The sequence below is a fragment of the Thalassospira profundimaris genome (genome assembly GCF_003326675.1).
GTDB lineage: Bacteria > Pseudomonadota > Alphaproteobacteria > Rhodospirillales > Thalassospiraceae > Thalassospira > Thalassospira aquimaris.
In genome coordinates this window covers 1-25,632 of record NZ_JPWF01000024.1, presented here as the reverse complement: position 1 = coordinate 25,632, position 25,632 = coordinate 1, and the positions used below count along the sequence as shown (strand labels likewise).

At 54.3% G+C, this 25,632-nt stretch carries 19 protein-coding genes; 13 read left to right on the top strand and 6 right to left on the bottom strand.

Annotated elements, in window-relative coordinates; all coding sequences use genetic code 11:
• Positions 1 to 2: 2 nt before the first annotated feature.
• Both TH19_RS21325 and glpD read right to left on the bottom strand, forming a co-directional pair.
• A complete protein-coding gene (locus TH19_RS21325; protein ID WP_114104382.1) occupies positions 3 to 1,103 on the bottom strand; it encodes an ABC transporter ATP-binding protein in 1,101 nt (366 codons plus the stop codon).
• A complete protein-coding gene (glpD, locus tag TH19_RS21320; protein WP_114104381.1) occupies positions 1,100 to 2,656 on the bottom strand; it encodes a glycerol-3-phosphate dehydrogenase in 1,557 nt (518 codons plus the stop codon). The genes TH19_RS21325 and glpD overlap by 4 nt, the downstream gene beginning before the upstream one ends.
• Positions 2,657 to 3,189: 533 nt before the next feature.
• Between glpD and TH19_RS21315 the strand changes: the two genes are divergently transcribed.
• The 6 genes from TH19_RS21315 (at position 3,190) to TH19_RS21290 (ending at position 11,515) form a co-directional block, all read left to right on the top strand.
• Complete coding sequence (locus TH19_RS21315) at positions 3,190 to 3,708, top strand: RNA polymerase sigma factor (RefSeq protein ID WP_114104380.1); 519 nt, start codon at positions 3,190 to 3,192, stop codon at positions 3,706 to 3,708.
• Between the two features lie 117 nt (positions 3,709 to 3,825).
• Positions 3,826 to 4,794 (top strand): FecR family protein, encoded by a 969-nt coding sequence (locus tag TH19_RS21310; protein ID WP_114104379.1) that lies wholly within the window; start codon positions 3,826 to 3,828, stop codon positions 4,792 to 4,794.
• A 132-nt stretch (positions 4,795 to 4,926) separates the two neighbouring features.
• Positions 4,927 to 7,392, top strand: a complete 2,466-nt coding sequence (locus TH19_RS21305) for a TonB-dependent receptor (protein ID WP_114104378.1) — start codon at positions 4,927 to 4,929, stop codon at positions 7,390 to 7,392.
• Position 7,393: 1 nt separating this feature from the next.
• Positions 7,394 to 8,614 carry an MFS transporter gene (locus TH19_RS21300; RefSeq protein WP_258548075.1) on the top strand — a complete coding sequence of 407 codons (1,221 nt, stop codon included), beginning with the start codon at positions 7,394 to 7,396 and terminating at the stop codon, positions 8,612 to 8,614.
• A 1-nt stretch (position 8,615) separates the two neighbouring features.
• Positions 8,616 to 9,755 (top strand): ABC transporter substrate-binding protein, encoded by a 1,140-nt coding sequence (locus TH19_RS21295; RefSeq protein WP_114104377.1) that lies wholly within the window; start codon positions 8,616 to 8,618, stop codon positions 9,753 to 9,755.
• A 299-nt stretch (positions 9,756 to 10,054) separates the two neighbouring features.
• A complete protein-coding gene (locus tag TH19_RS21290; protein ID WP_114104376.1) occupies positions 10,055 to 11,515 on the top strand; it encodes an NAD-dependent succinate-semialdehyde dehydrogenase in 1,461 nt (486 codons plus the stop codon).
• An 87-nt stretch (positions 11,516 to 11,602) separates the two neighbouring features.
• Here TH19_RS21290 and TH19_RS21285 read toward each other — a convergent pair whose 3' ends face one another.
• On the bottom strand, positions 11,603 to 12,148 hold the full coding sequence (locus TH19_RS21285) for a hypothetical protein (RefSeq protein WP_114104375.1): 546 nt from the start codon (positions 12,146 to 12,148) through the stop codon (positions 11,603 to 11,605).
• A gap of 36 nt (positions 12,149 to 12,184) precedes the next feature.
• Complete coding sequence (locus TH19_RS21280; RefSeq protein WP_114104374.1) at positions 12,185 to 12,400, bottom strand: hypothetical protein; 216 nt, start codon at positions 12,398 to 12,400, stop codon at positions 12,185 to 12,187.
• 47 nt (positions 12,401 to 12,447) lie between these two features.
• Here TH19_RS21280 and glpK point away from each other — a divergent pair, with 47 nt between their 5' ends.
• Together glpK and TH19_RS21270 are read left to right on the top strand one after the other, a co-directional pair.
• Positions 12,448 to 13,944, top strand: coding sequence for a glycerol kinase GlpK (gene glpK, locus TH19_RS21275; RefSeq protein ID WP_114104373.1), 1,497 nt, complete (start codon positions 12,448 to 12,450; stop codon positions 13,942 to 13,944).
• A 167-nt stretch (positions 13,945 to 14,111) separates the two neighbouring features.
• Complete coding sequence (locus TH19_RS21270; RefSeq protein WP_114104392.1) at positions 14,112 to 15,056, top strand: AEC family transporter; 945 nt, start codon at positions 14,112 to 14,114, stop codon at positions 15,054 to 15,056.
• Between the two features lie 30 nt (positions 15,057 to 15,086).
• On the opposite strand, the gene TH19_RS21265 is transcribed toward TH19_RS21270, so the two are convergent.
• Positions 15,087 to 17,171: a bi-domain-containing oxidoreductase gene (locus TH19_RS21265; RefSeq protein ID WP_181846510.1), complete on the bottom strand. Its 2,085-nt coding sequence runs from the start codon at positions 17,169 to 17,171 to the stop codon at positions 15,087 to 15,089.
• A gap of 137 nt (positions 17,172 to 17,308) precedes the next feature.
• On the opposite strand from TH19_RS21265, the gene TH19_RS21260 reads away from it, so the two are divergent.
• The 5 genes from TH19_RS21260 (at position 17,309) to TH19_RS21240 (ending at position 24,173) form a co-directional block, all read left to right on the top strand.
• Positions 17,309 to 19,723, top strand: coding sequence for a glycosyltransferase (locus TH19_RS21260; RefSeq protein ID WP_114104371.1), 2,415 nt, complete (start codon positions 17,309 to 17,311; stop codon positions 19,721 to 19,723).
• Positions 19,724 to 19,927: 204 nt separating this feature from the next.
• Positions 19,928 to 20,824 carry a dihydrodipicolinate synthase family protein gene (locus TH19_RS21255; RefSeq protein ID WP_114104370.1) on the top strand — a complete coding sequence of 299 codons (897 nt, stop codon included), beginning with the start codon at positions 19,928 to 19,930 and terminating at the stop codon, positions 20,822 to 20,824.
• 176 nt (positions 20,825 to 21,000) lie between these two features.
• Positions 21,001 to 22,284, top strand: coding sequence for an NAD(P)/FAD-dependent oxidoreductase (locus TH19_RS21250; RefSeq protein WP_114104369.1), 1,284 nt, complete (start codon positions 21,001 to 21,003; stop codon positions 22,282 to 22,284).
• 14 nt (positions 22,285 to 22,298) lie between these two features.
• On the top strand, positions 22,299 to 23,300 hold the full coding sequence (locus TH19_RS21245; RefSeq protein WP_114104368.1) for a 4-hydroxyproline epimerase: 1,002 nt from the start codon (positions 22,299 to 22,301) through the stop codon (positions 23,298 to 23,300).
• Positions 23,301 to 23,504: 204 nt separating this feature from the next.
• The gene (locus tag TH19_RS21240) at positions 23,505 to 24,173 is read left to right on the top strand and encodes a GntR family transcriptional regulator (protein WP_114104367.1); all 669 of its coding nucleotides are present in this window, start codon (positions 23,505 to 23,507) and stop codon (positions 24,171 to 24,173) included.
• A gap of 113 nt (positions 24,174 to 24,286) precedes the next feature.
• Here the strand turns inward: TH19_RS21240 and TH19_RS21235 are convergent, their stop codons facing one another.
• Positions 24,287 to 25,357, bottom strand: a complete 1,071-nt coding sequence (locus TH19_RS21235; protein ID WP_258548074.1) for a proline racemase family protein — start codon at positions 25,355 to 25,357, stop codon at positions 24,287 to 24,289.
• Between the last annotated feature and the right edge of the window lie 275 nt (positions 25,358 to 25,632).

Genomic DNA, 25,632 nt, shown 5'->3' with positions numbered 1-25,632 from the left:
CCTTACGCCGCTTTGCCGTTGGAAATTTCGACCGGCGGTGCGGCCACGAGTTTACCGTTTGCATCAAAGGCAAACAGACGTGTCGGATCGACATAGAACGACGTGGCTTCGCCCAGACGCGGGTTGTGAACACCTTCTTCCTGAATGACCCAGGAAACATCGTTGAAATGCACGTGGACAAAGGTTTCCGAACCGGTGATTTCGGCCAGTTCAACCTGTCCCTGCATGGCAATCGTGTTGTCGCCGGTCGGATCAACCGACAGGTGGTTGGCACGGATACCAAGGGTGTAATTTCCGTTCGCAAGACCCGAAAGATGCCCGGTCAGCGGAACCTGATGACCCGACTTCATAAAGATCGCGCCATCGCGGACTTCGGCATCGACAAGGTTGATCGGCGGATCGGAAAAGATCAGGCCGGTCTCGACATAGGCCGGGTTATGGTAAACCTGTGTGGTCGGGCCAAACTGGGTCACGCGTCCCTGATGCATGACCGCGCATTTCCCGCCCAGCAACAGGGCTTCCATCGGTTCGGTCGTGGCATAGACAACAATGGTGTCGCGTTCCGCCAAAAGGTTCGGGATTTCTTCGCGCAGTTCTTCACGCAGTTTGTAGTCAAGGTTGACCAGCGGTTCGTCAAGCAACAGCAACTTGCAATCCTTGACCATGGCGCGTGCCATGGCGGTGCGCTGCTGCTGACCACCGGAAAGCTCCTGTGGCAGACGATCAAGCAGATGTTCGATATGCATCAGCTCGGCGGTCGAACGCACACGCTTTTCGATCTCGGCCTTGTCCACGCCCTGAAGCTTCAGGGGGGATGCGATATTGTCAAAGACATTCATCGACGGGTAGTTGATGAATTGCTGATATACCATGGCGACATTGCGCTTTTGCACAGCCATGCCGGTGACATCAACATTATCAACCAGAATGCGACCGCTGCTTGGCGGTTCAAGCCCCGCCATGATGCGCATCAGCGTCGTCTTGCCAGCCAGGGTCCGTCCCAGAAGGACGTTGAATGATCCTGGTTCCAGCGTCATTGACACATCATCGATGTGGGACTCCCCTCCCACGGTCTTGGATATGTTTTCAAGCGTAAGGGTCATTTTCCACTGTTTCCTTCGCCCGTTTTCACGGTGTTTTTTGATTTCGGTTCCGTTGCGAACCATTGGACAATGGCATTACGCGTCTCATCCGATAGGTGCAGCCCCAGTTTGGAGCGGCGCCACATAACATCCTGGGCCGTTCGTGCCCATTCGAAATCCACCAGATAGCGCAATTCACATTCATACACGTCATCCCCCAAATGCGTTCCTAGCCCATTGAGGTCCGTCGCGTTACCAACAATCCGGTTGGTGAGTGTGCCGTAGTTTTGCACGTAGCGGTAGATTTGTGCGTCGGGAATCCACGGAAACTTCTTGTGCATCGCGGTAAGATAGCGTTCGAAATCCGCGCCCGGCATGTCGCCCCCCGGAAGTGCCCTGGTGGCGGTCCAGCGGGTATCTTCGTGGTCAAGCAAAGGGCAAAGCTTGGTCATGGCTGATTCAGCAAGCTTGCGATAGGTCGTGATTTTGCCGCCATAAATGTTTAGAAGCGGCGCACCATCATCTTCGCGTTCACCACGATCAATTTCGAGAACATAGTCACGGGTAACCTGTGATGCGTCTTCGCTGCCATCGCCATAAAGCGGGCGCACACCGGAATAGGTCCAGACAACATCATCGGTGGTGATTTTCTTTTCGAAATAGCTGTTGGCAAGATCGCACAGATATTTCGTTTCTTCGTCACTGATCGCGACCTTGGACGGATCTCCCTTGTAATCGCGGTCCGTCGTGCCGATCAGGGTAAAGTTCTGTTCATAGGGAATGGCAAAGACAATACGCCCGTCCGGGTTCTGGAAGATATAGCAATATTCATGGTCAAACAGTTTCGGCACCACGATGTGGCTGCCCTGAACCATGCGAATACCCTGTTTCTTCTTGGCTTCGACCCGGCTTTCAAGCAGTTCCGCACACCAGGGGCCTGCGGCATTGACCAGTGATCTGGCTTTGATGACCTGCTCGGTGCCATCATCAATATTGCGAATGGTGACATTCCAAAGATCGCCATCACGCTTTGCCGATACGCATTCGGTTCTGGTGCGGATATCGGCCCCCAGATCGCGTGCATCCATGGCATTAAGCACCACAAGGCGCGCATCCTGGACCCAGCAATCGGAATAGACAAATGCCTTGGTCATGCCTTTGATCAATGGCGTGCCTGCCGGGTGATAGGCAAGTTTGATTCCCTCGGACCCCGGAAGTTTTTCACGACCACCAAGATGATCATACAGGAATAGGCCCAAACGGATCATCCATGCCGGGCGCAGACCTTTGACATGGGGAAGGACGAAACGCAGCGGCCAGATGATGTGCGGGGCGGCGCGCAAAAGAACCTCGCGTTCAATCAACGCCTCGCGGACCAGCCGGAATTCATAATGTTCAAGATAGCGCAGGCCACCATGGATCAGCTTGGTGCTGGCAGACGAGGTGGCGCTGGCAAGGTCGTCTTTTTCACACAAAAAGACACTCAGTCCGCGACCTGCTGCATCCCGCGCAATGCCGGTACCATTGATGCCACCGCCGATGATGGCGATGTCGAATGTTTCTGAATTGAGCAACCGAATCCTCCCTGGTGCTCTTATTTGTGACGACTGTTCTCAACTGCCGTTCCGTTATTTCACAAACGTTACGAGTGGCTAAAAATAATTGCAAGCGAAAATTATTGGGGTTTTAAATTTTCGATAATGAACTTAATCGGGCGGCCTGTAATCGACTGTAATCACAATCTATTTTTGCGGGTTGCCGGTGTCGTTGCGTTAAGATGTTGCTGGCAGACGATCGGGAAACCGGGGGTGGAATGATCGGAATCGGTAAAAAATGAAAATCCGGTCCCTTCCTGATGAAAAATGATCAAAACATGTCATGTGGCTGTCCGGGCATCCCGCAGGGTTCCGCAGGCAGGCCTGACTTGCAGGTAAACTTGACTGATCACGCCGGGCTGGATCGCATTAAGCTACATAATTGTTTGCGATTGAAAATGATTATCATTGTTGTTAGGTTGCGTCGGCTGGCAGCAGTTTGACCGTTCATACGGTCCTGCTCCTGAACCCGCGAGGGACCAACGACCAAATGATGGCGGTAAGATCCGAACATGAAGTTCTGGCAACATAGGCTTGCAAAGCTGTTTGAAGATCACAGGCGGCAGCTGGTTTCTATGGCAACGCGCCGGATCAGTGATCGGGAAACAGCCGTCGAACTGGTGCAGGATGTCTATGCCCGGCTGATGAAGGCCGGTGATCGCGGGACAGAAGAAGAAAACACAAAGGTTCTTTATGCATCGGTGCGCAATGCCGTGATTGATCATCACCGCAGCAATGCCGGACGGACCAATGTCATGAACGGCATTTTGCCCGTGCAGCTTTGGCAAAATGAAACGTCATCGCCGCAAGAACATGCTGAATCGCGCCAAGCCCTGACAGCGCTTGATCAGGCATTGCTGGAACTGACGCCCAAGGCCCGTGAAATGTTCATCCTTCATCGCCTCGAAGGCATTTCAAACGCCAAACTGGCCAAAAAATACGGAATTTCGATCAGTGCGGTGGAAAAGCAACTGGCGCGAACCATGCGTCATTGTCAGGAACGATTGGCGGCTTATCGTGATCCGGACTGAAAACTTCACCCCCGGCCCTGAGGATGTTTCCCAGCTAACCGTTATTGTCTATAGAGATGAACTGACAGCGATGATGCGGTTATCCGCGCTGACGACAAGTGGACAACAGTAAGACCGATGCAAGGCCAAGATAAACCGACCGACACGCAAAAGGACGAAGCTGCACTCTGGCATGTGAAACGTGCTGGCGGTTCGATGTCTGTCGCGCAAAAGGCCGAATTTGATGCATGGATCAATGCCGATCCGGGCAACCGGCTGGCATATGATCAGATGCGGGTTCTGTGGACGCAGGTCGAAGAGCCGGTGCGCCGCGTGTCCGAGGTTATGTCGCCGAAAAAGGCGGGTTTGAAGCGTTTGCGTGAATGGCTGTCTCCCGGTCGTGCCTTTGCAGGCGGGGCTTGCGCGGTTGCACTTGGTGCTGCTGTGCTGTTTCTCAATCCCGATATGATTGCCAATTGGCAGGCGGATATTGTGACCAGAAACGATACGGTAACCGACATCACGCTTGTTGATGGATCAATTGTCCATCTTGCGGCCAATAGTGCGATCACCACCGATTTTTCAAATGGCCGACGCGATATTGAACTGTTGCGCGGACAGGCATTTTTTGAAGTCACCCATCGCAATGGGGACCGGTTCCGGGTTCGGGCCGGGTCCACAATTGTCGAAGTGGTGGGGACACGCTTTAACGTCGATTACCTTGCCCGCGATACCGAAGTCGCAGTCGAAGAGGGCGCTGTGCGTGTTTCAACCCCCGGGGACAAGGAAGGTGTTCTGTTGGGGGCTGGGGACGTTGTCGCAATAGGGGCTGATGCATTGGTGGGGACTGTGCATCAAACCGATATCGCCGCAATTCAAGGCTGGATGCAGGGACGCCTTAGTGTTCGCAATGTCCGTGTTTCTGATCTTGTGGCACGTCTTGATAATTTCGCGCCGGGGCGTTTTGTGGCCCTTGGCGATATTGCTGACCGCACAATTTCCGGAAGTTTTCCGACCACGGATGTCGATGGATCACTGGAAACCATGGCGGCGGCAATTGGCGGAAATGTGGTTCGCACGTCACCCTGGTTGACGGTGATTTATTAGAATTGTTTATGCGATTGCGAAAAAATCGCAAAAAAGACGATTTTAATGTGAGGTGTTTTTCTTCCCGCACGTTTGTCCTTTCAGAAGCAGGGGGACCTGCCTGAATGAAAAGACTGATCATGGAGCGGGAAGTTGCATTCCAACCAGGCAATATCAAAAAAGAACGGGTTTATTTCGGGGCTGTTACTGTCATCATCCATTGCGATGACAAGCTGTTTTGTCGCCAATATCGCCAATGCACAGGCGCTGTCCAATGACCAGACCGGTCAGCAGGTCGAAATCGCACAGGCACTTTATGACTTTGATCTGACCGTAAGCTCGATTGCCGACGGCGTTGTCAAAATCGGTGATGTGTCGGGATGGCGGATCGCCTATGCGGTCGATTTGCCGGAACTTGATGGTGCGCGCGACATTCGCGGTACGATGTCGGTTCCGGCCGCAATTGAAATCCTGATCCGTGGAACCGGGCTTGCCTATCGCGAAGCCGGTAACCAGTCACTGATCCTGGTGGCAACGGGGGCGGAAGCCGGTGAAAACGGATCGGTTGCCCTTGATCCCGTTTATGTCGAAGCGATGCGTGTTGGTTCTGACCTGCCACAGGCCTATGCCGGGGGGCAGGTTGCATCGGGCGGACGTCTGGGCATGCTTGGCAATGTCGATATCATGGACGCGCCGGTCAGCATCACGAGTTACACCGCCGAACGTATTGCCGATCAGCAGGCCGAAACCATCGCCGATGTTTTGCAATATGATCCGTCAGTTCGCGCACCCAATGCAGAAACCGCCAACCTTGATACCTATCAGATCCGTGGATTTGGTGTGAACCTGTTCAATACCGGTGAGGTGTCGTTTAACGGTGCCTATGGTGTTGCACCGACCTATCGTGTGTTGTCCGGATTGGCAGAGCGGATCGAGGTTGTCAAAGGCCCGAATGCGTTGCTCAACGGTATGTCGCCGACCGGTGCCGTCGGGGGGGCCATCAATATTGTGCCCAAACGTGCCGGTGATATTGATCTTAACCGTGTGACGGCCGACTACGGTCGCGGTGAACAGGGTGGGGGCAATGTCGATGTCAGCCGCCGCTTTGGTGAAAACAATGAATTCGGTGTCCGGTTCAATGGCGGTTATCACAATGGCGATACCTTCCTTGATCACCAGACCCGTGAAACATCGCTTGGTGCGCTGGCCCTTGATTATAAGGGCGACCGTTTCCGGGCATCGCTTGATCTGATTGACCAGCGCGAAAACCTGAATGCCCCGGCACGTGAAGTTCGATTTGATTCCGGTTTTGCCATCCCCGAGGCCCCGGACGGGTCAACTAACCTGATCCAGGAATGGGAATGGTCCGATGCTGTTGATCGTTCCGGCATGATCCAGGCGGAATATGACGTGATTGATCAGGTCACGGTATTTGGCAGTTTCGGTGGTGGTCGCACCGAACTTGATCGTCTGTTCGGGACGCCCACGGTTCAGAATGCTGCGGGTGATTACACCGATAGCGGGCTTTCCTATCGCCGGTTCCAGACTGATCGCTGGTCGGCAAGTGGTGGCGTACGCACCGAATTTGAAACCGCCGCGATCAAGCACAAGCTGTCCTTTGAAGCGACCCGTTACGAAGACGAATTGCGTCAAGGCATCAGCAACGCGGCATCAAACCCGTCTGCCAATATCTACACGACCCTTGCGGTGGCCCCGATTGCGGTAAGTGCGCCGTCAAGCAAACCCAAAACATCTGAATCCCAGCTTACCGGCTATGCATTGGCCGATACCTTGGGCTTTCTTGATGATCAGGTTTTGGTAACGGTTGGTGCCCGTCATCAAAGCATTTCGGTTGATAACTACAGCAGCGGCGCTGTGAGCAGCAGCTATAATGACGATGTTATCTCGCCGATGGCGGGGGTCGTGTTCAAACCGGTCGAGACGGTTTCGCTTTATGCCAACTATATCGAGGGCCTTAATCAGGGTGATATTGCCCCAAGCACGGCGGCCAACTCTGGCGAAGCAATGGCCCCTTATGTTGCCAAACAGATCGAAGCCGGTGTGAAGCTTGATTTCGGTACGATTGGCGGTTCTGTTGCAGCCTTCCAGATTACCCAGCCTGATGGCGAAACCGATGCGGCAACCAATGTGTTCCGTGCCGACAACGAACAGCGCAACCGTGGTGTCGAACTTAATGTCTTTGGACAGGTAACAAATGATGTCCGTCTGCTTGGCGGTGTGATGTTCCTTGATTCCGAAATCACCAAGGCCGTCTCCGCAAGCAGCAAGGGCAAACGCCCGGTCGGTACACCGGAAATGCAGATCAACCTTGTCGGCGAATGGGACACGCCCTTTGTCGATGGTTTGACACTAAGCGGCACGGTTACCCATACCTCCAAACAGTTTGTCGATACCGCCAATACCCAGACCATTCCCGATTGGACGACGCTTGATATTGGCGCACGTTACAAGACGGAACTGTATGGAACGCCGGTTACCGTGCGGGCAACCGTGCAAAACGTGACCGACGAAAAATACTGGTCGGGTGTGAACCAGTGGCGATTTGTTTCACTTGGCGCACCGCGCACAGCCCTGTTGTCTGTGACTGCGGACTTCTGATGTGACTGCGCCGCGTTGGCAAATCCATCTGCTATTTGTCACCCAGCTTATTGCAATGGGGGCAATGGAAATGAGCGGGCCGTTCTGGCCCGTTCATTTGCGCATGTTGGTCCATTCTGATGACTTGTTCAGTTTTGCCAGTGTTGCGGTTTATGTCGGACCAATGGTGGGTATCATCCTGACCAGTACATTCTGGGGACGGATGGGCGACCGGTTCGGGCATAAATCAATGATGATGCGTGCCCTTCTGGGGTTGGCGGCCACCCAATTGGCGCTGGCCTTTGCCGGGGATGTCTGGTCGATCCTGATCTTGCGGTTCTTGCAAGGGGCCTGCGCGGGATTTATCGCACCTGCCCAGTCCTATGGCGTCAGCATCGAAAACCCGGCAAACCGCACCAGATTATTTGCCTATCTTCAGATATCAACCAATGTCGGGTCACTTGGCGGGGCGCTGATTGGTGGTGTTATTCTTGATCAGGCGAGCTTTTTCTGGATCAACTTTGTGGCCGGGATTTTGTGTCTTGGCTGTCTTGTGGCGGTGCTGCTGTTCTTGCCATCGGTTGCGCCAGCCAAGCAAAGGCACAGTTCCGATCATAAGGATAAATCAGACACCCGGTTCAGCATCTTTGCCACCCCCAACATTCTGGCCATTCTGGTGGTCATCGGGGTTTTGTTGCTGGCGCGCATGGTCACCCAGTCGGGCTTTTCGATGTTTGTACTCGATCGTTTTGACGTCGGGAATTGGGTTGTCGGGCTGTGTTACGGGTTGCTGGCCCTTGGCTTTGTCATCACGGCCAGTTTTTGGGCGCGATATTTCGAACAGCGTCCGGCGCATGATATCATAAAACAGATGAGTCTGGTTATTGCCGGATGTGTTCTGGTTACGCTTGTCGCAGGCGTGACCAGGTCAATCGTCGTCTTTGCTGCCATGTATTTGCTCTGGGGTGGGCTTTTGGGGGCAACGACCCCGGTTCTGACCGCCCTGATTTCACGTATCGCATCTGACCGGCAACAGGGCCATGTGCTTGGACTTGCGCAAAGCACGGCCCAGATTTCGGCGATTGCCGGAATTGCCCTTGGTGGCTGGTTCGCCCGAACTGCCGGGCTTTCAAACATCTATTTCCTTGTCGGCTTTGTCTATTTCGCCGGGCTGGTTCTGTGTGCGGTGATCTGCGCCAAAACCCGTTCGTTGACTCTGCCTGAACAACAATCGGGAGACTAAAATGAAACTGAAAATCACGGTTCGGGCCATCCTTGCCATGACGGCAAGTTTGATCCTGCATCATCACGCGGTGGCAGAAACCATCACGGTCACGGATATTGCCGGACGCCAGGTTGATGTCAACGTGCCGGTGGAACGCGCCGTTCTTGGCGAGGGACGGCAACTTTACATCATTGCGGCACTGGATCGGGAAAATCCGGTCGAACATATCGTCGGCTGGCGCAAGGACCTGATCGAAGCCGATCCGGCAACCTATCAGGCCTATTTGGCAAAGTTCCCGGCATTTGGCGAACTTCCGGCCTTTGAAGGGCTGGAGCAAAGCCTGATTGATATCGAAACCACGATTGCCCAGAAACCCGATATTGTTTTCCTTAATCTGGAAACCAAGCGCGCGGTTGAAGAAGCCGCCTATATCGAAAAGCTCGGTGCACTGAACATTCCGGTTGTTTATGTCGATTTTCGCAATGATCCGGAAACCAATACCGAACCGTCGATCCGGTTGTTTGGCAAGTTGTTTGGCAAGGAAGAAAGGGCGGAAGCCTTTATTGATTTCCGGGCCGCCGAAATTGCAGAAGTCACTGACCGATTGGCCCGAAACAATCCAAACCGCCCGACGGTCTTTATCGACCGCGCCGCCGGCTTCTATGAAGATTGCTGCCATTCATTTGGCAACAGCAATTTCGGCGCGATGGTCGAACTTGCCGGTGGGAATAATATTGCCAAGGACCTGATCCCCGGAACGTTTGGTCAGATCAATGCCGAACAGGTCATTGTTTCAAGCCCGGATCATATCATTGTCACCAGTGCGATGTGGGATGCCTATGTGCCGGGTGGTAAGTGGGTGCCGGTCGGACCGGGCGCAGACCGCGCAGAAATCCGTCAGAAACTTGAATATTATCCGACGCGCCCGGCCTATCTGGGGATTGCCGCGCAAAAGACACATGCCTTTCATGCGGTCTGGCACCAGTTTTACAACAGCCCCTATCAGTTCGTCGCAATTCAGCAGATGGCGAAATGGTTCCATCCGGACCTGTTTGCCGATGTCGACCCGGATGAAACATTCCGACAGCTTCATGACCGGTTTTTGCCGATTGACTATCAGCCGGGCTATTTCGGATCGTTGACTGACCCGGTGCAATAGAAGCTGTCAGTCAATGGCATTGAGCAAGATAAAAGGGCGGGGACCAGTCATCGGTTCCTGCCTTTTTTCTTTGGATCGGACGGATCGTTACCTTGCGGGGAACAAAGATCGCAGTTCCTGCCAAAAGGCGGGGCAAAGGCAAAGCCGGTTGCAATAATCTGGCAAAGGGTGATTTTGGTTCTGTTTGCGATTGCAAAGGGAAAAATATCTCGCGAAAATGTGGCATCAATCCCGGAGCAGACCAGATTATGGGATATCCGATCATGTCGCTCCCAATAAAGAATTCCGGAGGCACTAAAATGATTTCGTTAAAAGACCCCTCGCTTTTTACCCAGCAGGCCTATGTCGGCGGGGAATGGGTCGATGCCCCAGACGGGAAAACCGAACAGGTGACCAACCCGGCCACCGGTGAAGTGCTTGGCACCGTACCGGTCCTTGGTCGCGAAGCGGTTGCCCATGCGGTCAATGTGGCGGAGAAGGCACAGAAGCTTTGGAAGAAACGTACCGCCAAGGAACGCTCGGCCATCTTGATGAAATGGTACGACCTGATGATGGAAAATCAGGATGACCTTGGTGCGATCATGACCGCCGAACAGGGCAAACCCCTTCCTGAAGCCAAGGGTGAAATCGCCTATGCGTCAAGCTTCCTGCAATGGTTCGCCGAAGAAGGCAAACGTGTTTATGGCGATGTGATCCCGACCTTTGCCGAAGGCCGCCGTGTGATGGTTCTTAAGGAACCCGTCGGTGTTTGTGCCGCGATTACGCCCTGGAACTTCCCGACGGCCATGATCACCCGCAAGGCAGGCCCGGCATTGGCTGTTGGTTGTGCCATGGTGGTCAAGCCGGCGATGGAAACGCCATATTCCGCACTGGCCATGGCGATCCTGGCCGAACGTGCAGGCCTTCCCAAAGGTCTGTTGTCGATTGTCACCGGTGAAGCGGTGGAAATCGGTGCGGAAATGACCGAAAACCCGAAAGTCCGCAAGCTGACCTTTACCGGATCGACCCCGGTCGGGCGTTTGCTGATGCGTCAATGTGCCGATACGGTCAAGAAAATCAGCCTTGAGCTTGGTGGCAACGCCCCCTTCATCGTCTGCGAAGATGCCGATATCGATGCCGCGGTCGAAGGTGCGCTGGCATCGAAATACCGCAATGCCGGTCAGACCTGTGTCTGTGCAAACCGTCTGTTTGTCCATGATGCGGTTTATGACGAGTTCGCGGAAAAATACGCTGCCAAGGTTGCGGAAATGCCGGTTGGCGACGGTTTCGAGGAAGGTGTGATTATTGGTCCGCTGATCAATGAAAAGGCCGTAGAGAAAGTCGAAAAACAGGTTGCCGATGCTGTGTCCAAGGGCGGTCGTATCCTGACCGGCGGCAAGCGCCATGAAAAAGGTGCCACCTTCTTCCAGCCGACGGTGATTGCCGATGCCAATCGCGACATGATCGTCTTCCGCGAAGAAACTTTTGGCCCGATGGCACCGCTGATCCGTTTCCATAGCGATGACGAAGTTCTGGAAATGGCCAATGATTCCGAGTTCGGCCTGGCGTCCTATTTCTATTCGCGTGATATCTCGCGCATCTGGAAACTGGCCGAAGGGCTTGAAAGCGGTCTGGTTGGCGTCAATGTCGGCGTCATGGCGACCGAGGTTGCACCGTTTGGCGGTTTCAAACAGTCCGGCGTTGGCCGCGAAGGATCGAAATACGGCGTCGAGGATTACCTTGAAGTCAAATATGTCTGCATCGGCGGGATCGACGACTGATCAACCGGTTGCCGATATCGCAAGACATGACAAAGGGCCCTGCAAGTTGCAGCGCCCTTTTTGCTGGTACCAAGCAGATCTGATCGATCAGGCCGAAAACAGGTTTTTGCGTGCGCCAGATGTCTGTTTGTCGTTTTCTTCGCCGGTGATCGACTGGGACGATCCGGCAGGCAGTTCCGATTGCAATTCGGTAAAGACATCAAACATGCGCGGGTTAAAGGCAATCTGAGCCTGCATACGGTCACGCCGCTCGCCGCTGGTTTCTTCTTCGTCTTTTGATTTTCCAAGCTCGGCATTGGCAAGGGTATTGCCATTCAGGCGTTGCTCGATGGCCTCGGCAATGGCTTTTTCAACTGCCTGACGGCTTTTGGCGTCCATTTCGGCCAGTGAATCTTCATCCAGCCCCATGCTTTTAAGAATCTTGGCGCGCATTTCTTCGATTTTGCGATCCTCGATTTCCTTTACATAGGTGGTAAAGCCGTGTTCACGGATATAGGCCAGCTCGGCATTTTCTTCCTTCTTGTCGTCGGGAAGCGGCTGGCTGTTCGATGCGATCGTCGCGGCCTGCGAAGCAGCACTTTTGGCGCTATAGACCGTGTTGGTGACGTTCAGCAATGTGTCATACAATCCCATAAGAGCCCTCCATGGGAAAAAGATGCCGGTTGAATTTCATTCTTCCCGGTAATGTTGCAATTCGCGTGCCGCGGGAAAATCGGCTATTTTTGCCGCAATCACGGCGTGATAATTTTGTTTTGGAACAGCGGTTTGACGAAAAATGTGCGAAAAATTTTCGAAAACGAATTGTTTTTTGGTGCGATTTTTTTCTAAATAGAGCGATAAAGCCAACAGCCCGATCACAAAGACGGGCAGAACGCATGGCATCATGCAGGGTCAGAGGGCAGGGAAACTGCCGGCTCGGGAGGAAAACATAAATGACCGATACGCGTTACATCCTTGCCATTGATCAGGGAACGACCAGCTCACGTGCGATTGTCTTTGATGAGAACGGCCGATCCGTTTCTGTCGCACAGCAGGAATTCCCCCAACATTTCCCCAATAGTGGCTGGGTCGAACACGATCCCGAAGATTTGTGGAACACGGTCGTCGCCGTCTGCAAGGAGGCCCTGGCGCGTGTCGATATCAAACGGGTTGCCGCCATCGGCATCACCAACCAGCGCGAAACCACTGTTGTCTGGGATCGCAAAACCGGCAAGGCGATTTACAACGCCATTGTCTGGCAGGATCGCCGCACCGCGTCGCTGTGCCATGATCTGAAAAAGTCCGATCTGGGTCTTGAGGATGCGGTGAATGCGCGTTCGGGTCTTTTGATCGATCCATATTTCTCGGCAACCAAGGTGGCATGGATCCTTGATCATGTATCGGGTGCACGCGCACGGGCCGAACAGGGTGATCTTGCCTTTGGCACGGTGGACAGTTTCCTGCTTTGGCGTTTGACCGGCGGCAAGTCACATGCAACCGACGCCACCAATGCGGCACGCACCAACCTGTTTAACATCCGCGAAAATTCCTGGGATGATACGCTTTGCAAAATCTTCCGGGTGCCGCAAACCATGTTGCCCGAAGTCAAGGATTGCGCGGCTGATTTCGGTGTGACCGATGCCGATCTGTTCGGGGCGGAAATTCCGGTTCTGGGTATGGCGGGTGATCAGCAGGCCGCGGCATTCGGTCAATGCTGCTTTGAGCCGGGCGATATCAAAAGCACCTATGGCACTGGTTGCTTTGTGATCCTCAATACCGGGGACGAGGCGGTAACGTCACAGCATCGTCTTTTGACGACGGTGGGTTATCGCATCAATGGCAAGACAAGCTATGCCATCGAAGGCGCGATCTTTGTCGCCGGTGCGGCCGTGCAATGGTTGCGTGACGGTCTGGGCATCATCAAATCGGCTGCCGAAACCGAAGGTCTGGCAAAGTCGCTTGATGACAATCACGGTGTGTATCTTGTTCCAGCCTTTACCGGACTTGGCGCGCCCTATTGGGACCCGGATGCGCGCGGGGCAATCTTTGGCCTGACCCGTGACACCGGTCCGCGTGAATTTGTCCGTGCGGCGCTTGAAAGTGTTTGTTACCAGACATTTGATCTGTTCGAAGCCATGGCCGCAGATGGCGTGTCGCCCAAGGCGGTCCGTGTTGATGGCGGGATGGTTGCCAATGACTGGATGTGCCAGATGCTGTCCGATGTTTTGGGCATTTCGGTCGAACGGCCCGAGGTGACGGAAACCACGGCACTTGGTGCGGCCTATCTGGCCGGGCTTCAGGCCGGAATTTACCGCGATCTTGATCATATTTCGGCCAATTGGCACCTTGATGCCAGTTTCGAGCCGAAGATGGAAGCAACCCGTCGCGACGGTCTTCTTGCCGGTTGGAAAAATGCCGTGCGTCGGGTGCAAACCGATCCCGAAGCCTGATGCGCATAGCTGCATTGTCTGCCAATTGCGCCGTAAGGGTGGTAAGCATCTAAATTGCTTTGTACTATTTCAGGACGGTATCACTGATGCCGTCCTTTCTTTTTGCGCGATTTGCGGGATATGGGGTCTGTTTTCGCGCCTTGCTTTACAGGGATGCCGGGGGAAATATGCTTGATCTGATCGTTGGAAAAGTCGGACCTGTTTTTTTAACGATCATGTGCGGCTTCCTGCTGACCTATGTAAAGGTCATCTCGCGCGAGGGGATTCCGTTCCTTGCCAAAATCGCGATGAATGCCTTTATCCCGGCAATGTTGTTCCAGACCCTTTCCAAATCCGATATCAGCGCGCATTTCGATTTGCGCCTGTGGGGAAGCTATTATTCCGGCGTGCTGGTCAATTTCGCGATGGTCTTTGTCATTGCGCGTTTGTGGCTTAAGGCCAGAACCGACGAAGGTGCTGTGACGGCGATGGGCGGGGTGTTTTCCAACATCGTTCTGTTGGGCATTCCGCTGGTACAGGCCGTATATGGCGAAGAAGGTCTGGTGCCGGTTCTGATCATTTTGTCGATCCATCCGCTCAGCCTTTTGGGCATGACGATCATGATCGTCGAAGGATCGCGCAGTGGCGGGGATGGTCACTGGTTGCCCAAGGTCGGGCGCAGTGTCTTGCGAGTGCTGAGAAACCCGATCATCATTGCGATTATTCTGGGTGTTCTGGCATCGCTGTTTGGCATCCGGATGCCGGAAATGATTGATGGAACGTTCGAGCGGTTCCGCACCGCTGGTCCGACGGTTGCCCTGCTTCTGGTGGGCGCCGGGCTTTACGGGCAGTCCGTTCGTGGCAACCTCAGTGCCAGCTTGCTGTGCACGGTGGCAAAGATGGTTGTGCAACCGATCCTGGTCTTTTCGGTCGCGCATTTCATTTTTGATCTGCCACCCTTGCAGCTGACCATCCTGACCCTTGTTGCCGCCCTGCCATCCGGGGCCAATGTCGCGATTATTGCGGGCAGCTATAATGTCTGTATCGACCGCTCGGCCACGACGATCCTTCTGACCACGATCATCAGCATGATCACCTTGCCGCTTATCGTGCTCTATGCCGGTGGCCTTTAATCAGGCCCCGGTTGGTCAGGCGCCAGCTAATCAGGTACTGGCAGCATCAAGGATTTGCGACATCAGATTGATCTCGGCCTCGATACCGGGCATCAGCGGATCAGCAATGCCGGTTGATATGGCCCGGGCAAAGCTATTGATGGCGGCTTTTTGACCTTTGTCCTGCCCGAAACGTTTGCGCATCACGGTTCGGCCATTGACCGTAAGCTTGTGCCAGTCGATCAGTTGCGCATCGAAACCCGGCGCATCAATTTGCAACACTTCCTTGGCTTCGCGCCGGTTGGTGTGAAGATAGCTGATCTCGCCAACCGAACCGTCGGCAAAACGCAAAGTCCAGATACTGTCACCGTGCTGGCGGTCGAGCCAATGGCAGTCGATGTCTGATACCTGTGCCGCGCACAGGCTTATGATCAGATCAATGAAATGGCTGATCTCGCCAATGGTGCGTCCACCCTGTGTCGGGTGATGCAGCCAATGATCACGGGGAAGGGGCGATACCCGGACCCGGTAACGGAAGTGCTTTGGCCCTGTGGGCAAAACATCACGCAATCTTGCACTCATCGGGGCATAACGCCGGTTATGTCCGACCATGAAGATGATGGGGGCGGGGGATGACGCAACCTGATCACGTAAAAGGTCAATATTCCCCCGATTGATCGCAACCGGTTTTTCCAGCCAGATATGCTTACCCGCCGCCATTGCGCTTGCCGCAAGTTTTGCGTGACTGTCGTGACGGGTGGTGATGATCACGGTGTTAATATTTACATCCACCATGATGTGTTGGGGCGATGACACTGCCTTGGTATTCGCGAGTTTACGGGCCATCGCCATTGCCGAAATCCCGTCCCGTGAACAGCAGGCCGTTATGTCGACATCACTTTGCTTGATCAGGTGCGGCAGCAATCCGGATCCCGAATAGTTCCCGGTGCCAATCAAACCAGCTTTGATGCTGCCAACCGGTGTCGCGCGATTGACTGCGTGTTTGATCTGATTTGGTTCCGGGGACGGGGACAGCGCATAGCGCACCAAAGTTGCCAACTGATCGGACTTGGGGCCTTTGGCAAAATGATCGGCGATATCTTCAAAGCCAATTTCGCTGGTGATCAATGGCGCGGGATCTAGCCTGCCATCTTTCATCAATTCAAGTGCGGCCTGCATGTTGCGCTTGATGGTCCAGCGGACATAACCCAGCGGATAATCCTGTCCCATTTCCTCATAGGCCGGGTCATAGCGGCCGGGGCCATAGGACCGGACTTGCTTGATGCTGATTTCCTTGTCGTAAAGCACTTTGCGCTGCCCGCTGATCCCGACATCACCAACGCAAATGATGGTTCCTCGGTCCCGACAGATGCGGGCGGCGTCGACAATAAGTGTGTGCGCACCATGTGCAGGCGCGCAGATATAAACCGCGTCATAGCTGTCGGACGTGGCGTCTTTGCATTGGGCAAGGCATGTCCGTACACCAATGTTTCGGGCGATTTGTCGTCTGAAATGATCGGGTTCAATGATGTCGGCAATCGCGCCCGATGCATGTGCGCATTGCGCCATCATTTGTCCGATCAAACCGGCACCCATAATCGCGATGCGATCACCAATCGCGCTTTGCCCTTGCCGCAAGCCGTGAAGGGCAAGGGCATAAAGGGTGGTGAAGGCAGCACTCTGATCCGGTACTTCGTCGGGAACCGGGCAGGCGAGGTTCATGGGGACCCGGTTCCATTGCGCATGACGGGCACTCCCCATTCCGGCAATTGCAACGCGCTGACCCGGGGTGAAATGATTTTGCGCGCTTTGACCGATGGCACATACCCGGCCAACGGCGCAGTAACCCAGTGGCATCGGGCGATCAAGGCGATTGCGTACCTTGGAAACTGTGGTGCCCAATCCTTCGCGCGTCAGGGATTTAAGGGTTAAGGCCACAAGGTCGGGACGTTGCCATGCCTTTTGCCAAAGGGATGCTTTGCTTTGTTGGGCCTGGGTGAATTCGGTGCCGGGGCTGATCAGGCTGAAATTGGTTTGGACAAGGATGTCATGATCGCCGGGCGTGGGGATCGGACAATCGGCAAGTGCTATTTTGCGTTCCCCGGAAAAACGCAGCAGGGCCTTCATCTCCGTCATAATCATCCTTTATCTATAAAGGGTTGAATATTGTATTGATGATTAAACCACATGAGATGCCTCTTGGTCGATCCGTGATTGACGCGGGCACGGCGCAGGTTTAGCAAGATGGCAGACTCAATTTGGAACCGCTTACCATGCAACAAACTGTTCAAGCCGGGCATTGGCGTGATCGCGTCCTTGGCTTTGCTGCCATCCTGTTTGGCCTTTCTGCGCCGCTGTTTTTCTTTGGGCGCACCGGCTTGGGGATCGGGCTTGGTTTGTCACTGATTGCGGCCCTTGCATCGGCTGATCATGGCGAAGCCTGGCGCAAGATGCGGGCGGATATCGCGACCCCGATTGGCTTGCTTGTCTGTGCGGCACTGGTTGCGTTCCTTGTCTCTGCCGCTTGTTCGATCATGCCGGGAAAATCGCTTGAAACCTGGACCGGGCGTTTCGCGATGATGGCGGGCATCTGGTATCTGATGCGTCTGATTGAGCCCAAGGCACGTTTGGCATGGGATGCCTGTATCTATGGGGCAATTGCCATTGTTGGTTATTGTATCCTTGCCATACTGGTTTATCCGGAAATGCTGTCCATCAAGGCGTTGCGGGAACCGGATTTTGCCTTTGATATTACCCGCCGCTTGAAACCGGTTGGCAGTTTCCTGATTTTCGGGGCGATGTTGCTGGTGTTTGATGCCATCGACCGTAAGGGTATGCGGCGATATGTCTCGATCCTTGCCGCCCTCTGCATCTTGCCGGTTCTCGAAGAATCTCACGGGCGCGCAAATGTTGCTGCGATGATGGCGGCGGCCTGTGCTGTTGGCTTTTGCGCAGTCCTTTTGATCCAGTCACGGGTTCTTAAGATCGGTGTTCTGGTCGGGGTTACCGGTGTCTGTGTGGTTGCCCTGACATGGCTTAGCGGTGTGACAAGCAATTCAAGCAGCTTGATGGGGTTTGATGCCTATCTGCCGACATGGCTTGTTGATATTCACCGCCAGATGATCTGGAAATTCGCCTTTGGCCATGTCTTTGATCATCCGTTGATCGGGTATGGGATCAATGCATCGCCCTGGGTTCCCGGTGCCGATGAAATGGCGGGGACATCAAATCAGACCGTTCTTCCCGGTCATCCGCATAGCTGGTTTATGGAAATCTGGCTTGAAGTCGGCCTGATCGGGCTTGCCGTGGTTGTGCCATTGGTCCTGATGACGGCGGTAACGGCAATCCGCGATGTCTGCCGACAGGGGCTGAAGGTTTCGGCACTGCCATTGATGATGCTTGCGGCATACTGGTTTGCGGGCTTGTTCAACTATTCCTTCTGGACGTCATGGTGGTTTGGCGTGTTCCTGCTGTCACTTTCGCTGGCACTTTTGCGTCGCGAGGGATTGATTGCCTCAAAGTCCCCCAAAGCGCGGCGCAAAACCATGATTGTATGCGGCGAAGACTGGTCGTTTGTGTCACACCGTATCGGTTTGGGCCGTGCGGCATTGGTCCGCGGTGATGATGTTGTTGTTGCGTGCAATGTCGGGACGGCTGCGGATACACTGCGTGCCGAAGGTTTCCGTGTGGTCGATGTTCCGATTGCGCGTGGCGGTCTTAGCCCGATCAAATCCCTTAAAACTGTCAAGGCACTGGCCTGTCTGATCCGGCGTGAAAACCCGGATGTGATTGTCAATGTTGCCATTCAATGCGTTGTGTTGTCGGTCTTTGCCGGGATGCTGGTTGGTGCCAAACGATCGGTCAATATGGTGACCGGGCTTGGCTTCCTGTTCGTATCGGGCGGGGCAAAGGTAAAGGTCGTTCGATCCATTGTATCCATGATCTTGTGGGTTTATGCCCGGTTCCCGTCTGTTCACGTGATCGTGCAAAATCAGGATGACTACGCCCTTATGACCGGGCTTGGTTTCAAGGCGGATCGCCTTAATCTGGTGCGTGGATCGGGTGTGGATATCTCGGCCTATTCCCCTGTCGAAAGGGTGCCCGGTAACCCCAAAACTGCGATCTTTGTTGCGCGTATGTTGTGGTCCAAGGGGCTCGCCGAACTGGTCGAGGCCGCCCGTATTCTTAAATCGCGCGGGCGTGACTATCGTATTCTTCTGGTCGGGGATGCCGACCTTGCCAATCCTGATAGTGCAAATGACACCGATCTTGCCCAATGGCAAAAGGAAGGGCTGGTCGAATGGTTGGGCAAGCGAAGCGATATTGCGGCATTGTTGCACCAGTCTGATCTGGCGGTTCTGCCGTCCTGGCGCGAAGGTCTGCCCAAGGCCTTGCTGGAAGCAGCTGCTTGCGGACTTGCCATGGTCGCAACCGATGTGCCGGGCTGTCGCGAAATTGTTTCCCATAATCAAAACGGCCTTCTGGTGCCGTTGCGCGATGCCAATGCCCTTGCCAATGCCATCGAAGAATTGATGGAAGATGATGCAAAGCGCGCAGAATTCGGAAGTTCCGCCCGAAAACTGGTCGAGGAAGAACTGTGTGACGGGGTGATTGTTGCCAGGACACTTGCGGTCGTGACCGGAACGGCATCGACGTCTGTGATCCGCAAGGCACCATTTCCTGCCTGATCACCTTATCGGCAAGACATTGATATCATGACGTTAAAGGGCCCGTTCGCGGGCCCTTTTCTTTTTGTTGAAGAATCCCGTTGCACCCGCATTCTTTATTTTGTATACAATATACATGAATTGCAGATGGTCGTATGACCAAAACGTTTGAACATTGTTGGTGGGGCGTAAAATTGACCCGCCAAATCAGGAGGTTACTTTCCCATGCAGGTAAACTGGACTGGCGTTTTCCCCGCCGTTGCAACCCAGATGAACGAAGATGGTTCTATCGATTTCGATATGACCGCAGAACAGATCGAAGCCCTGATCGAAGCAGGTGTTGACGGTCTGGTGATGCTGGGTTCGGTCGGTGAAAACACCGCCCTTGATCCGGAAGAAAAAATTGCCGTCCTGAAACTTGCTGTGGAAATCACCAAGGGTCGTATCCCGGTTCTTTCCGGTGTTGCTGAAAGCTCGACCCGTTCGGCTATCCGTTATGTCCAGGAATGCGAGAAAATCGGCGCTGATGGCCTGATGCTTCTGCCCGGCATGGTTTACACTGCCGATCCGCGCGAAAATATCGAACATTTCCGCACGGTTGCCAATGCAACCAAGCTGCCGATCATGATCTACAACAACCCGGGTGCCTATCGCATCGACATCAAGCCGGAAGAATTCAACCAGCTTGCCGACGTCAAAAACCTGGTTGCGATCAAGGAAAGCTCGGGCGATCCGCGTCGTATCACCGATATCTATAATGCCTGTGGTGACCGTTTCGTTCTGTTCTGTGGCATGGATGACCTTGTCATGGAGACCCAGGTGCTTGGTGCTGTTGGCTGGATTTCCGGTTTCACCGATGCCTTCCCGAAAGAATCGGTTGCACTCTGGAAGCTGCTTTCAGAAGGCAAATACAAAGAAGCCCTTGAAATCTATCGCTGGTTCACCCCGGTCCTGCACATGGATGTTCACGCCAAGCTGGTCCAGTACATCAAGCTGGCTCAGGAAATGACCGGCGTTGGCAAGCCGCATGTTCGCGCACCGCGTCTGCCGCTGGTTGGCAAGGAGCTCGAAACCATCAAGGCAACCATTCAAAAAGCCATCGATACGCGCCCGTCGCTTTAAGCCCTGTGCGACGAATGCAATCACACCTCCCGCACCCGCAAAACCGTGATTGCATTCCAGGTCCGTTTGATGGAACAGTGAGCTCCCCCATGCTTTGGCACGGGGGAGTTTCCTGCCATCTGGCGGGCGCTTACGACAAGAAACCGAACGCGCACCACATCAGGCGAGGCCCCGAAATGACCAATTCCAAACCCGATACCCAAAACCCGGCAAGTGATGGCAAAAAGGCTGTCGTCATTGGTGCTGGCATTGTCGGGGTGAATGTCGGTCTGGCTCTTTTGAAAAAGGCCTATGACGTTACCATTCTTGATCGCGGTGAACCGGGCAGGGGCACCTCGTTTGGCAATGCCGGCGGGATTGCGGTTTCCGAATGCGCCCCGATTGCGATGCCCGGAACGCTGCTTAATGTGCCGGGTTGGCTGATGGATCCTTATGGTCCGCTTTCAATCCGCTGGAGCTATCTGCCCAAAATGATGCCCTGGCTGCTGCGCTTCATTGCGGCAAGCTCCAAAAGTCGGGTTGAACAGATCAGTTCCGAACTGGCAGCGATCCTTAATCGCGTCTGGGAAGATTACGAGCCGGTGATTGCCGAGGCCGGTCTGAATGATGCGGTCTTTAAAAAGGAAGGCGCACTTGGTGTCTATCGCTCCGAAAAGACCCGACGCGAAGCGGAATACGGCATTGATCTGCGCCGTCGCAAAGGCATCAAAATCCGCGATATCACCAAGGACGAGATCATGGATCTCGAACCTGATCTTGCACCGATCTTCCCGTGCGGTGTGATCGAAGAAGACTGGGGCCGTGTTCTTGATCCCTTCAAGATCGTGACCGGTCTGTATAAGCACTTCATTGAGCGCGGTGGCAAATTCCAGACCGCCGAAGTTACCGATTTCGTCTATCGCGACGGGCAGCCGCGCGCGGCCATGACCACGACCGGGGATCAGGTGACCTTTGATACGCTGGTGGTTGCGTGTGGTGCTTGGTCAAAAACGCTGGCCAAACGTCTGGGGTCGCCGGTGCCGCTTGATACGGAACGTGGCTATAACACCACCGTTCCCTATCATGATGTCAAACTGTCACGCACCATCATCAGTGCTGATGACAGCATCATTCTGACTCCGATGGAAATGGGCATTCGCGTTGGCGGTGCGGTCGAACTTGGCGGTCTGATTGCGCCGCCCAATTATGATCGCGCCAAGGCCCTGTTTGCCAAGGGCAAGCAGGTCATGCCGAAACTCAATGCCGAAGGCGGCACCGAATGGATGGGCTTCCGGCCCTCGATGCCCGATTCAAAGCCGGTCATTTCCAAAAGCCCGAAACATCGCAATGTCTTCTTCTCGTTCGGTCATGGCCATCTTGGCCTGACCATGGGGGCGACCACGGGGCGTTTGATTTCCGATCTTGTCACCGGATCGCAAGCGCCCATCGACATGACGCCCTATCGTATTAATCGCTTCTGAGTGCAGGCCCCATAATGGCGAAAAACAGCTTCTTTTGCGTAGACGGTCATACCTGTGGCAATCCGGTTCGACTGGTTGCAGGCGGTGGACCAAAACTCGAAGGTGCCAACATGCTCGAAAAGCGTGCGCACTTTCTGGCCGAATATGACTGGATCCGCACCGGCCTGATGTTCGAGCCGCGCGGCCATGACATCATGTCGGGTTCGATCCTGTATGATCCGACTTCGGATGATTATGACGTTGCGGTTCTGTTCATCGAAACCTCGGGATGTCTTCCGATGTGCGGTCATGGCACCATCGGGACCGTTACCATGGCGATCGAGGAAGGTCTGGTAAAACCGAAAACACCGGGTCGTCTGCGCCTTGAAACCCCGGCGGGTCTGGTGATTGCCGAATATAAACAGGTCGGCGATTACGTTGAATCGGTCAAACTGACCAACGTGCCGTCCTTCCTTTATAAAACCGATATCGAGGTTGATTGCCCCGATCTCGGCCCGATCAAGGTTGATGTTGCTTATGGCGGCAATTTCTATGCGATTGTCGAACCGCAGGAAAACTTCCGCGACATGGCCGATTTCACGGTTGGCGATCTGCAACGTATCAGCCCGGAACTGCGCCGTCGCCTGAATGCGGAAAACACCTTCGTTCATCCGCTCTATCCCGATATCAAGGGACTTTCCCATATCCAGTGGACTGGCAAACCGACCCAGGCCGGAAGTACCCATCGCAACGCGGTGTTTTATGGCGACAAGGGTATTGACCGTTCCCCGTGCGGCACCGGTTCATCGGCCCGTCTGGCGCAACTGGTTGCCAAGGGGCAGTGGGACCCGGCGGACGAGCTGGTGCATGAAAGCATCATCGGTTCACAGTTCCGGGTCACCGTGGTCGAGAAAACCAAGGTTGGTGACTTTGACGCCGTGGTGCCGGGCATCGAAGGCTGGGCGCGCAAACACGGCTATAACACCATCTTCATTGATGACCGGGATCCTTATGCCCATGGCTTTATCGTCAAATAGGGCCATTGGCACTGATTTACCAAAAAGGGGGGCTTTATGCCCCCTTTGTCGTATGTTGCGGGATGATAAGAAATTATACAGTATGCAATTATATTGCGACTTGGCCGGGCCGACGTTATGACTGTTAAAGGACAGCCTTGCTCTGTCTGACGCCGGATTGACCCGTATGCCATGATTTCGGGTACCATAATATAAAGAGCTGAAATGACCGCATCACCGCGTTTTACCCGCCGCACCATCACCGATCAGGTGACCGAAGACCTTCGGGCGCGTATTCTTTCTGGCGATTTCCCCGCAGGCTTCCAGTTGCGACAGGATGCAATCGCCGGTGAATATAACGTCTCGCGTATTCCGGTCCGCGAAGCTTTGCAGCGTCTTGACGCCGAAGGTCTGGTATCTTTTCAGCCGCACAAGGGCGCGATTGTTTCCCAGCTTTCGCTTGACGAGATCGAAGAACTGTTCGAGGTCCGCAAGCTTCTTGAATGTGAACTCTTGCGTCACGCCGTCCCGCGTCTGACCCCGGCCGATCTGAAATCGGTCGAAGATATTTTGCTGGTTTATGATGAAGCCTTCCGGTCGGGGGATGTTGCCAGATGGGGCGAGCTTAACCGCGAATTCCATGACCGGCTTTATCGTGCATCGAACCGGCCCAAGACCCTCGAAATCATTCGCATGATTGGCAACAATACGGTGCGCTTCACCCAGGCGCAGCTGGCATTGTCCGGCGCGACGGATCGGGCCGAACGCGAACATCACCAGATTTTCGAAGCCTGCAAGGCCGGCAATACCGACGAAGCGGTCGAATTGCTTGCCGATCATATCCAAAGCTCGGCCGACAGTCTGATGGAATGTCTGCGCAAGGCCCGCGAATAGGCGGCTTTCGCAAGGATATCGCCAAGATATCGTCAGAAAACTAAAAAGGGATGCCGCATCTGGCATCCCTTTTTTGCTGTGATGGGCTCTGTGGCCTAGATGGGCTCAGGTGCCTAGCGGACAATAAAACCGCGCCCGACATCATCGCCATCTTCATACCAGAAACTGGCCTTGCCGCTGTAATGGGCCTGTCCGCGCACCGATGCGATAATCGCGGCGTGCGGGCCACATGTGGTGACATCCTCGACCGATCCTTCAAAACCCGATCCGATCACGCTTTCAAACTGGCGGGTTTGACCGCGTTTGATCAGGCCCTTGGCATGCTGAATGGCAAGGCGCGCACTGACGCCCGATCCGGTCGGGCTGCGATCAACCTGATTTTTGGCAAACACACATATATTACGTGTCGGATCAGACCCGAATGCGTCGCGCCCGTCGGTCAGGATCGCACCATACAGAAATGCCAGGTCATCATGATCGGGGTGGGAAAGCATGATGCTGTCATTTACCACCTGATAAATCTCTTCTGAAAGGGCGGTCAGGCGACTGACATTCTCTGGCGTAATCGCAATGTCAAACTGCCCGGCATCAAGAATGGCATAAAACGCACCGCCATATCCGATATCGGTTTTAAACACCCTGCCATCTGACAGGCAAAACTCAAGATCGGCGGCAAACATGAATGATGGTACGGATGAAAACCGAACCTTGCCGGTTTTGCCATTGGTTACGTCGACCTCGGCGCGGACCAATCCGCACGGGCATTCGATATTGACCTGCGTGACCGGCTCAACTGCTTTGACCAGACCATAATCAATCGCGTAACGACCAAGTGCCAGAATCGCATGGCCGCACATGGTCGAATAGCCCTCATTATGAATGAACAAAACCGCCAGATCGGCTTCGGGCAGGCTGGGCTCGACCAGTATCGCACCATACATGTCGTAATGGCCGCGCGGCTCGAACATCAAAAAACGGCGCAGATGATCAAGATGGTCACGGGCATATCGACGTTTGGCAAGGATGTCATCGCCCGGAATGGCAGGATAGCCTGACGTAATAATACGAAGCGGCTCGCCCCCGGTATGCATGTCGATCACCTCTATTGGTGTTGATTGATCGGGATAGGCGGGGGTGATTTGCGAATCATCTGGGGCATTTCGGGTGTCGGGCGTGGTCGCCATCGGTGTCCTCGGTGTTTTTTTGATCTTTTTTCGGATCGTGATTCTTTTGTTCTGGTGGCCAGGTGGTGATTTGGCGCGAACATCTTAGTCGCATTCTCGCGCACGGCAATAATCATGGGCCGGAATTTTGGGTCAGGGACGCCCTTGCAGGTCATAAAAGTGAAACCTATATATGTTTTCGCGCAAAAATTTTGCGTAACGGCATTTCTGTCATTTTTTTGCAAAAAGGTGTTTGACAGTTCCGGGAGTGGGGCCTATAACCCGCCTCCACCGAC

Coding starts and splice junctions, on each gene's coding strand:
- TH19_RS21280 (WP_114104374.1), bottom strand. CDS start 12,400: ATGATGCCATGCGTTCTGCCCGTCTTTGTGATCGGGCTGTTGGCTTTA.
- TH19_RS21260 (WP_114104371.1), top strand. CDS start 17,309: ATGCAACAAACTGTTCAAGCCGGGCATTGGCGTGATCGCGTCCTTGGC.
- TH19_RS21255 (WP_114104370.1), top strand. CDS start 19,928: ATGCAGGTAAACTGGACTGGCGTTTTCCCCGCCGTTGCAACCCAGATG.
- TH19_RS21285 (WP_114104375.1), bottom strand. CDS start 12,148: ATGGGATTGTATGACACATTGCTGAACGTCACCAACACGGTCTATAGC.
- TH19_RS21310 (WP_114104379.1), top strand. CDS start 3,826: ATGCAAGGCCAAGATAAACCGACCGACACGCAAAAGGACGAAGCTGCA.
- TH19_RS21240 (WP_114104367.1), top strand. CDS start 23,505: ATGACCGCATCACCGCGTTTTACCCGCCGCACCATCACCGATCAGGTG.
- TH19_RS21290 (WP_114104376.1), top strand. CDS start 10,055: ATGATTTCGTTAAAAGACCCCTCGCTTTTTACCCAGCAGGCCTATGTC.
- TH19_RS21270 (WP_114104392.1), top strand. CDS start 14,112: ATGCTTGATCTGATCGTTGGAAAAGTCGGACCTGTTTTTTTAACGATC.
- TH19_RS21265 (WP_181846510.1), bottom strand. CDS start 17,171: ATGACGGAGATGAAGGCCCTGCTGCGTTTTTCCGGGGAACGCAAAATA.
- TH19_RS21295 (WP_114104377.1), top strand. CDS start 8,616: ATGAAACTGAAAATCACGGTTCGGGCCATCCTTGCCATGACGGCAAGT.
- glpK (WP_114104373.1), top strand. CDS start 12,448: ATGACCGATACGCGTTACATCCTTGCCATTGATCAGGGAACGACCAGC.
- TH19_RS21250 (WP_114104369.1), top strand. CDS start 21,001: ATGACCAATTCCAAACCCGATACCCAAAACCCGGCAAGTGATGGCAAA.
- TH19_RS21325 (WP_114104382.1), bottom strand. CDS start 1,103: ATGACCCTTACGCTTGAAAACATATCCAAGACCGTGGGAGGGGAGTCC.
- TH19_RS21245 (WP_114104368.1), top strand. CDS start 22,299: ATGGCGAAAAACAGCTTCTTTTGCGTAGACGGTCATACCTGTGGCAAT.
- TH19_RS21235 (WP_258548074.1), bottom strand. CDS start 25,357: ATGGCGACCACGCCCGACACCCGAAATGCCCCAGATGATTCGCAAATC.
- TH19_RS21315 (WP_114104380.1), top strand. CDS start 3,190: ATGAAGTTCTGGCAACATAGGCTTGCAAAGCTGTTTGAAGATCACAGG.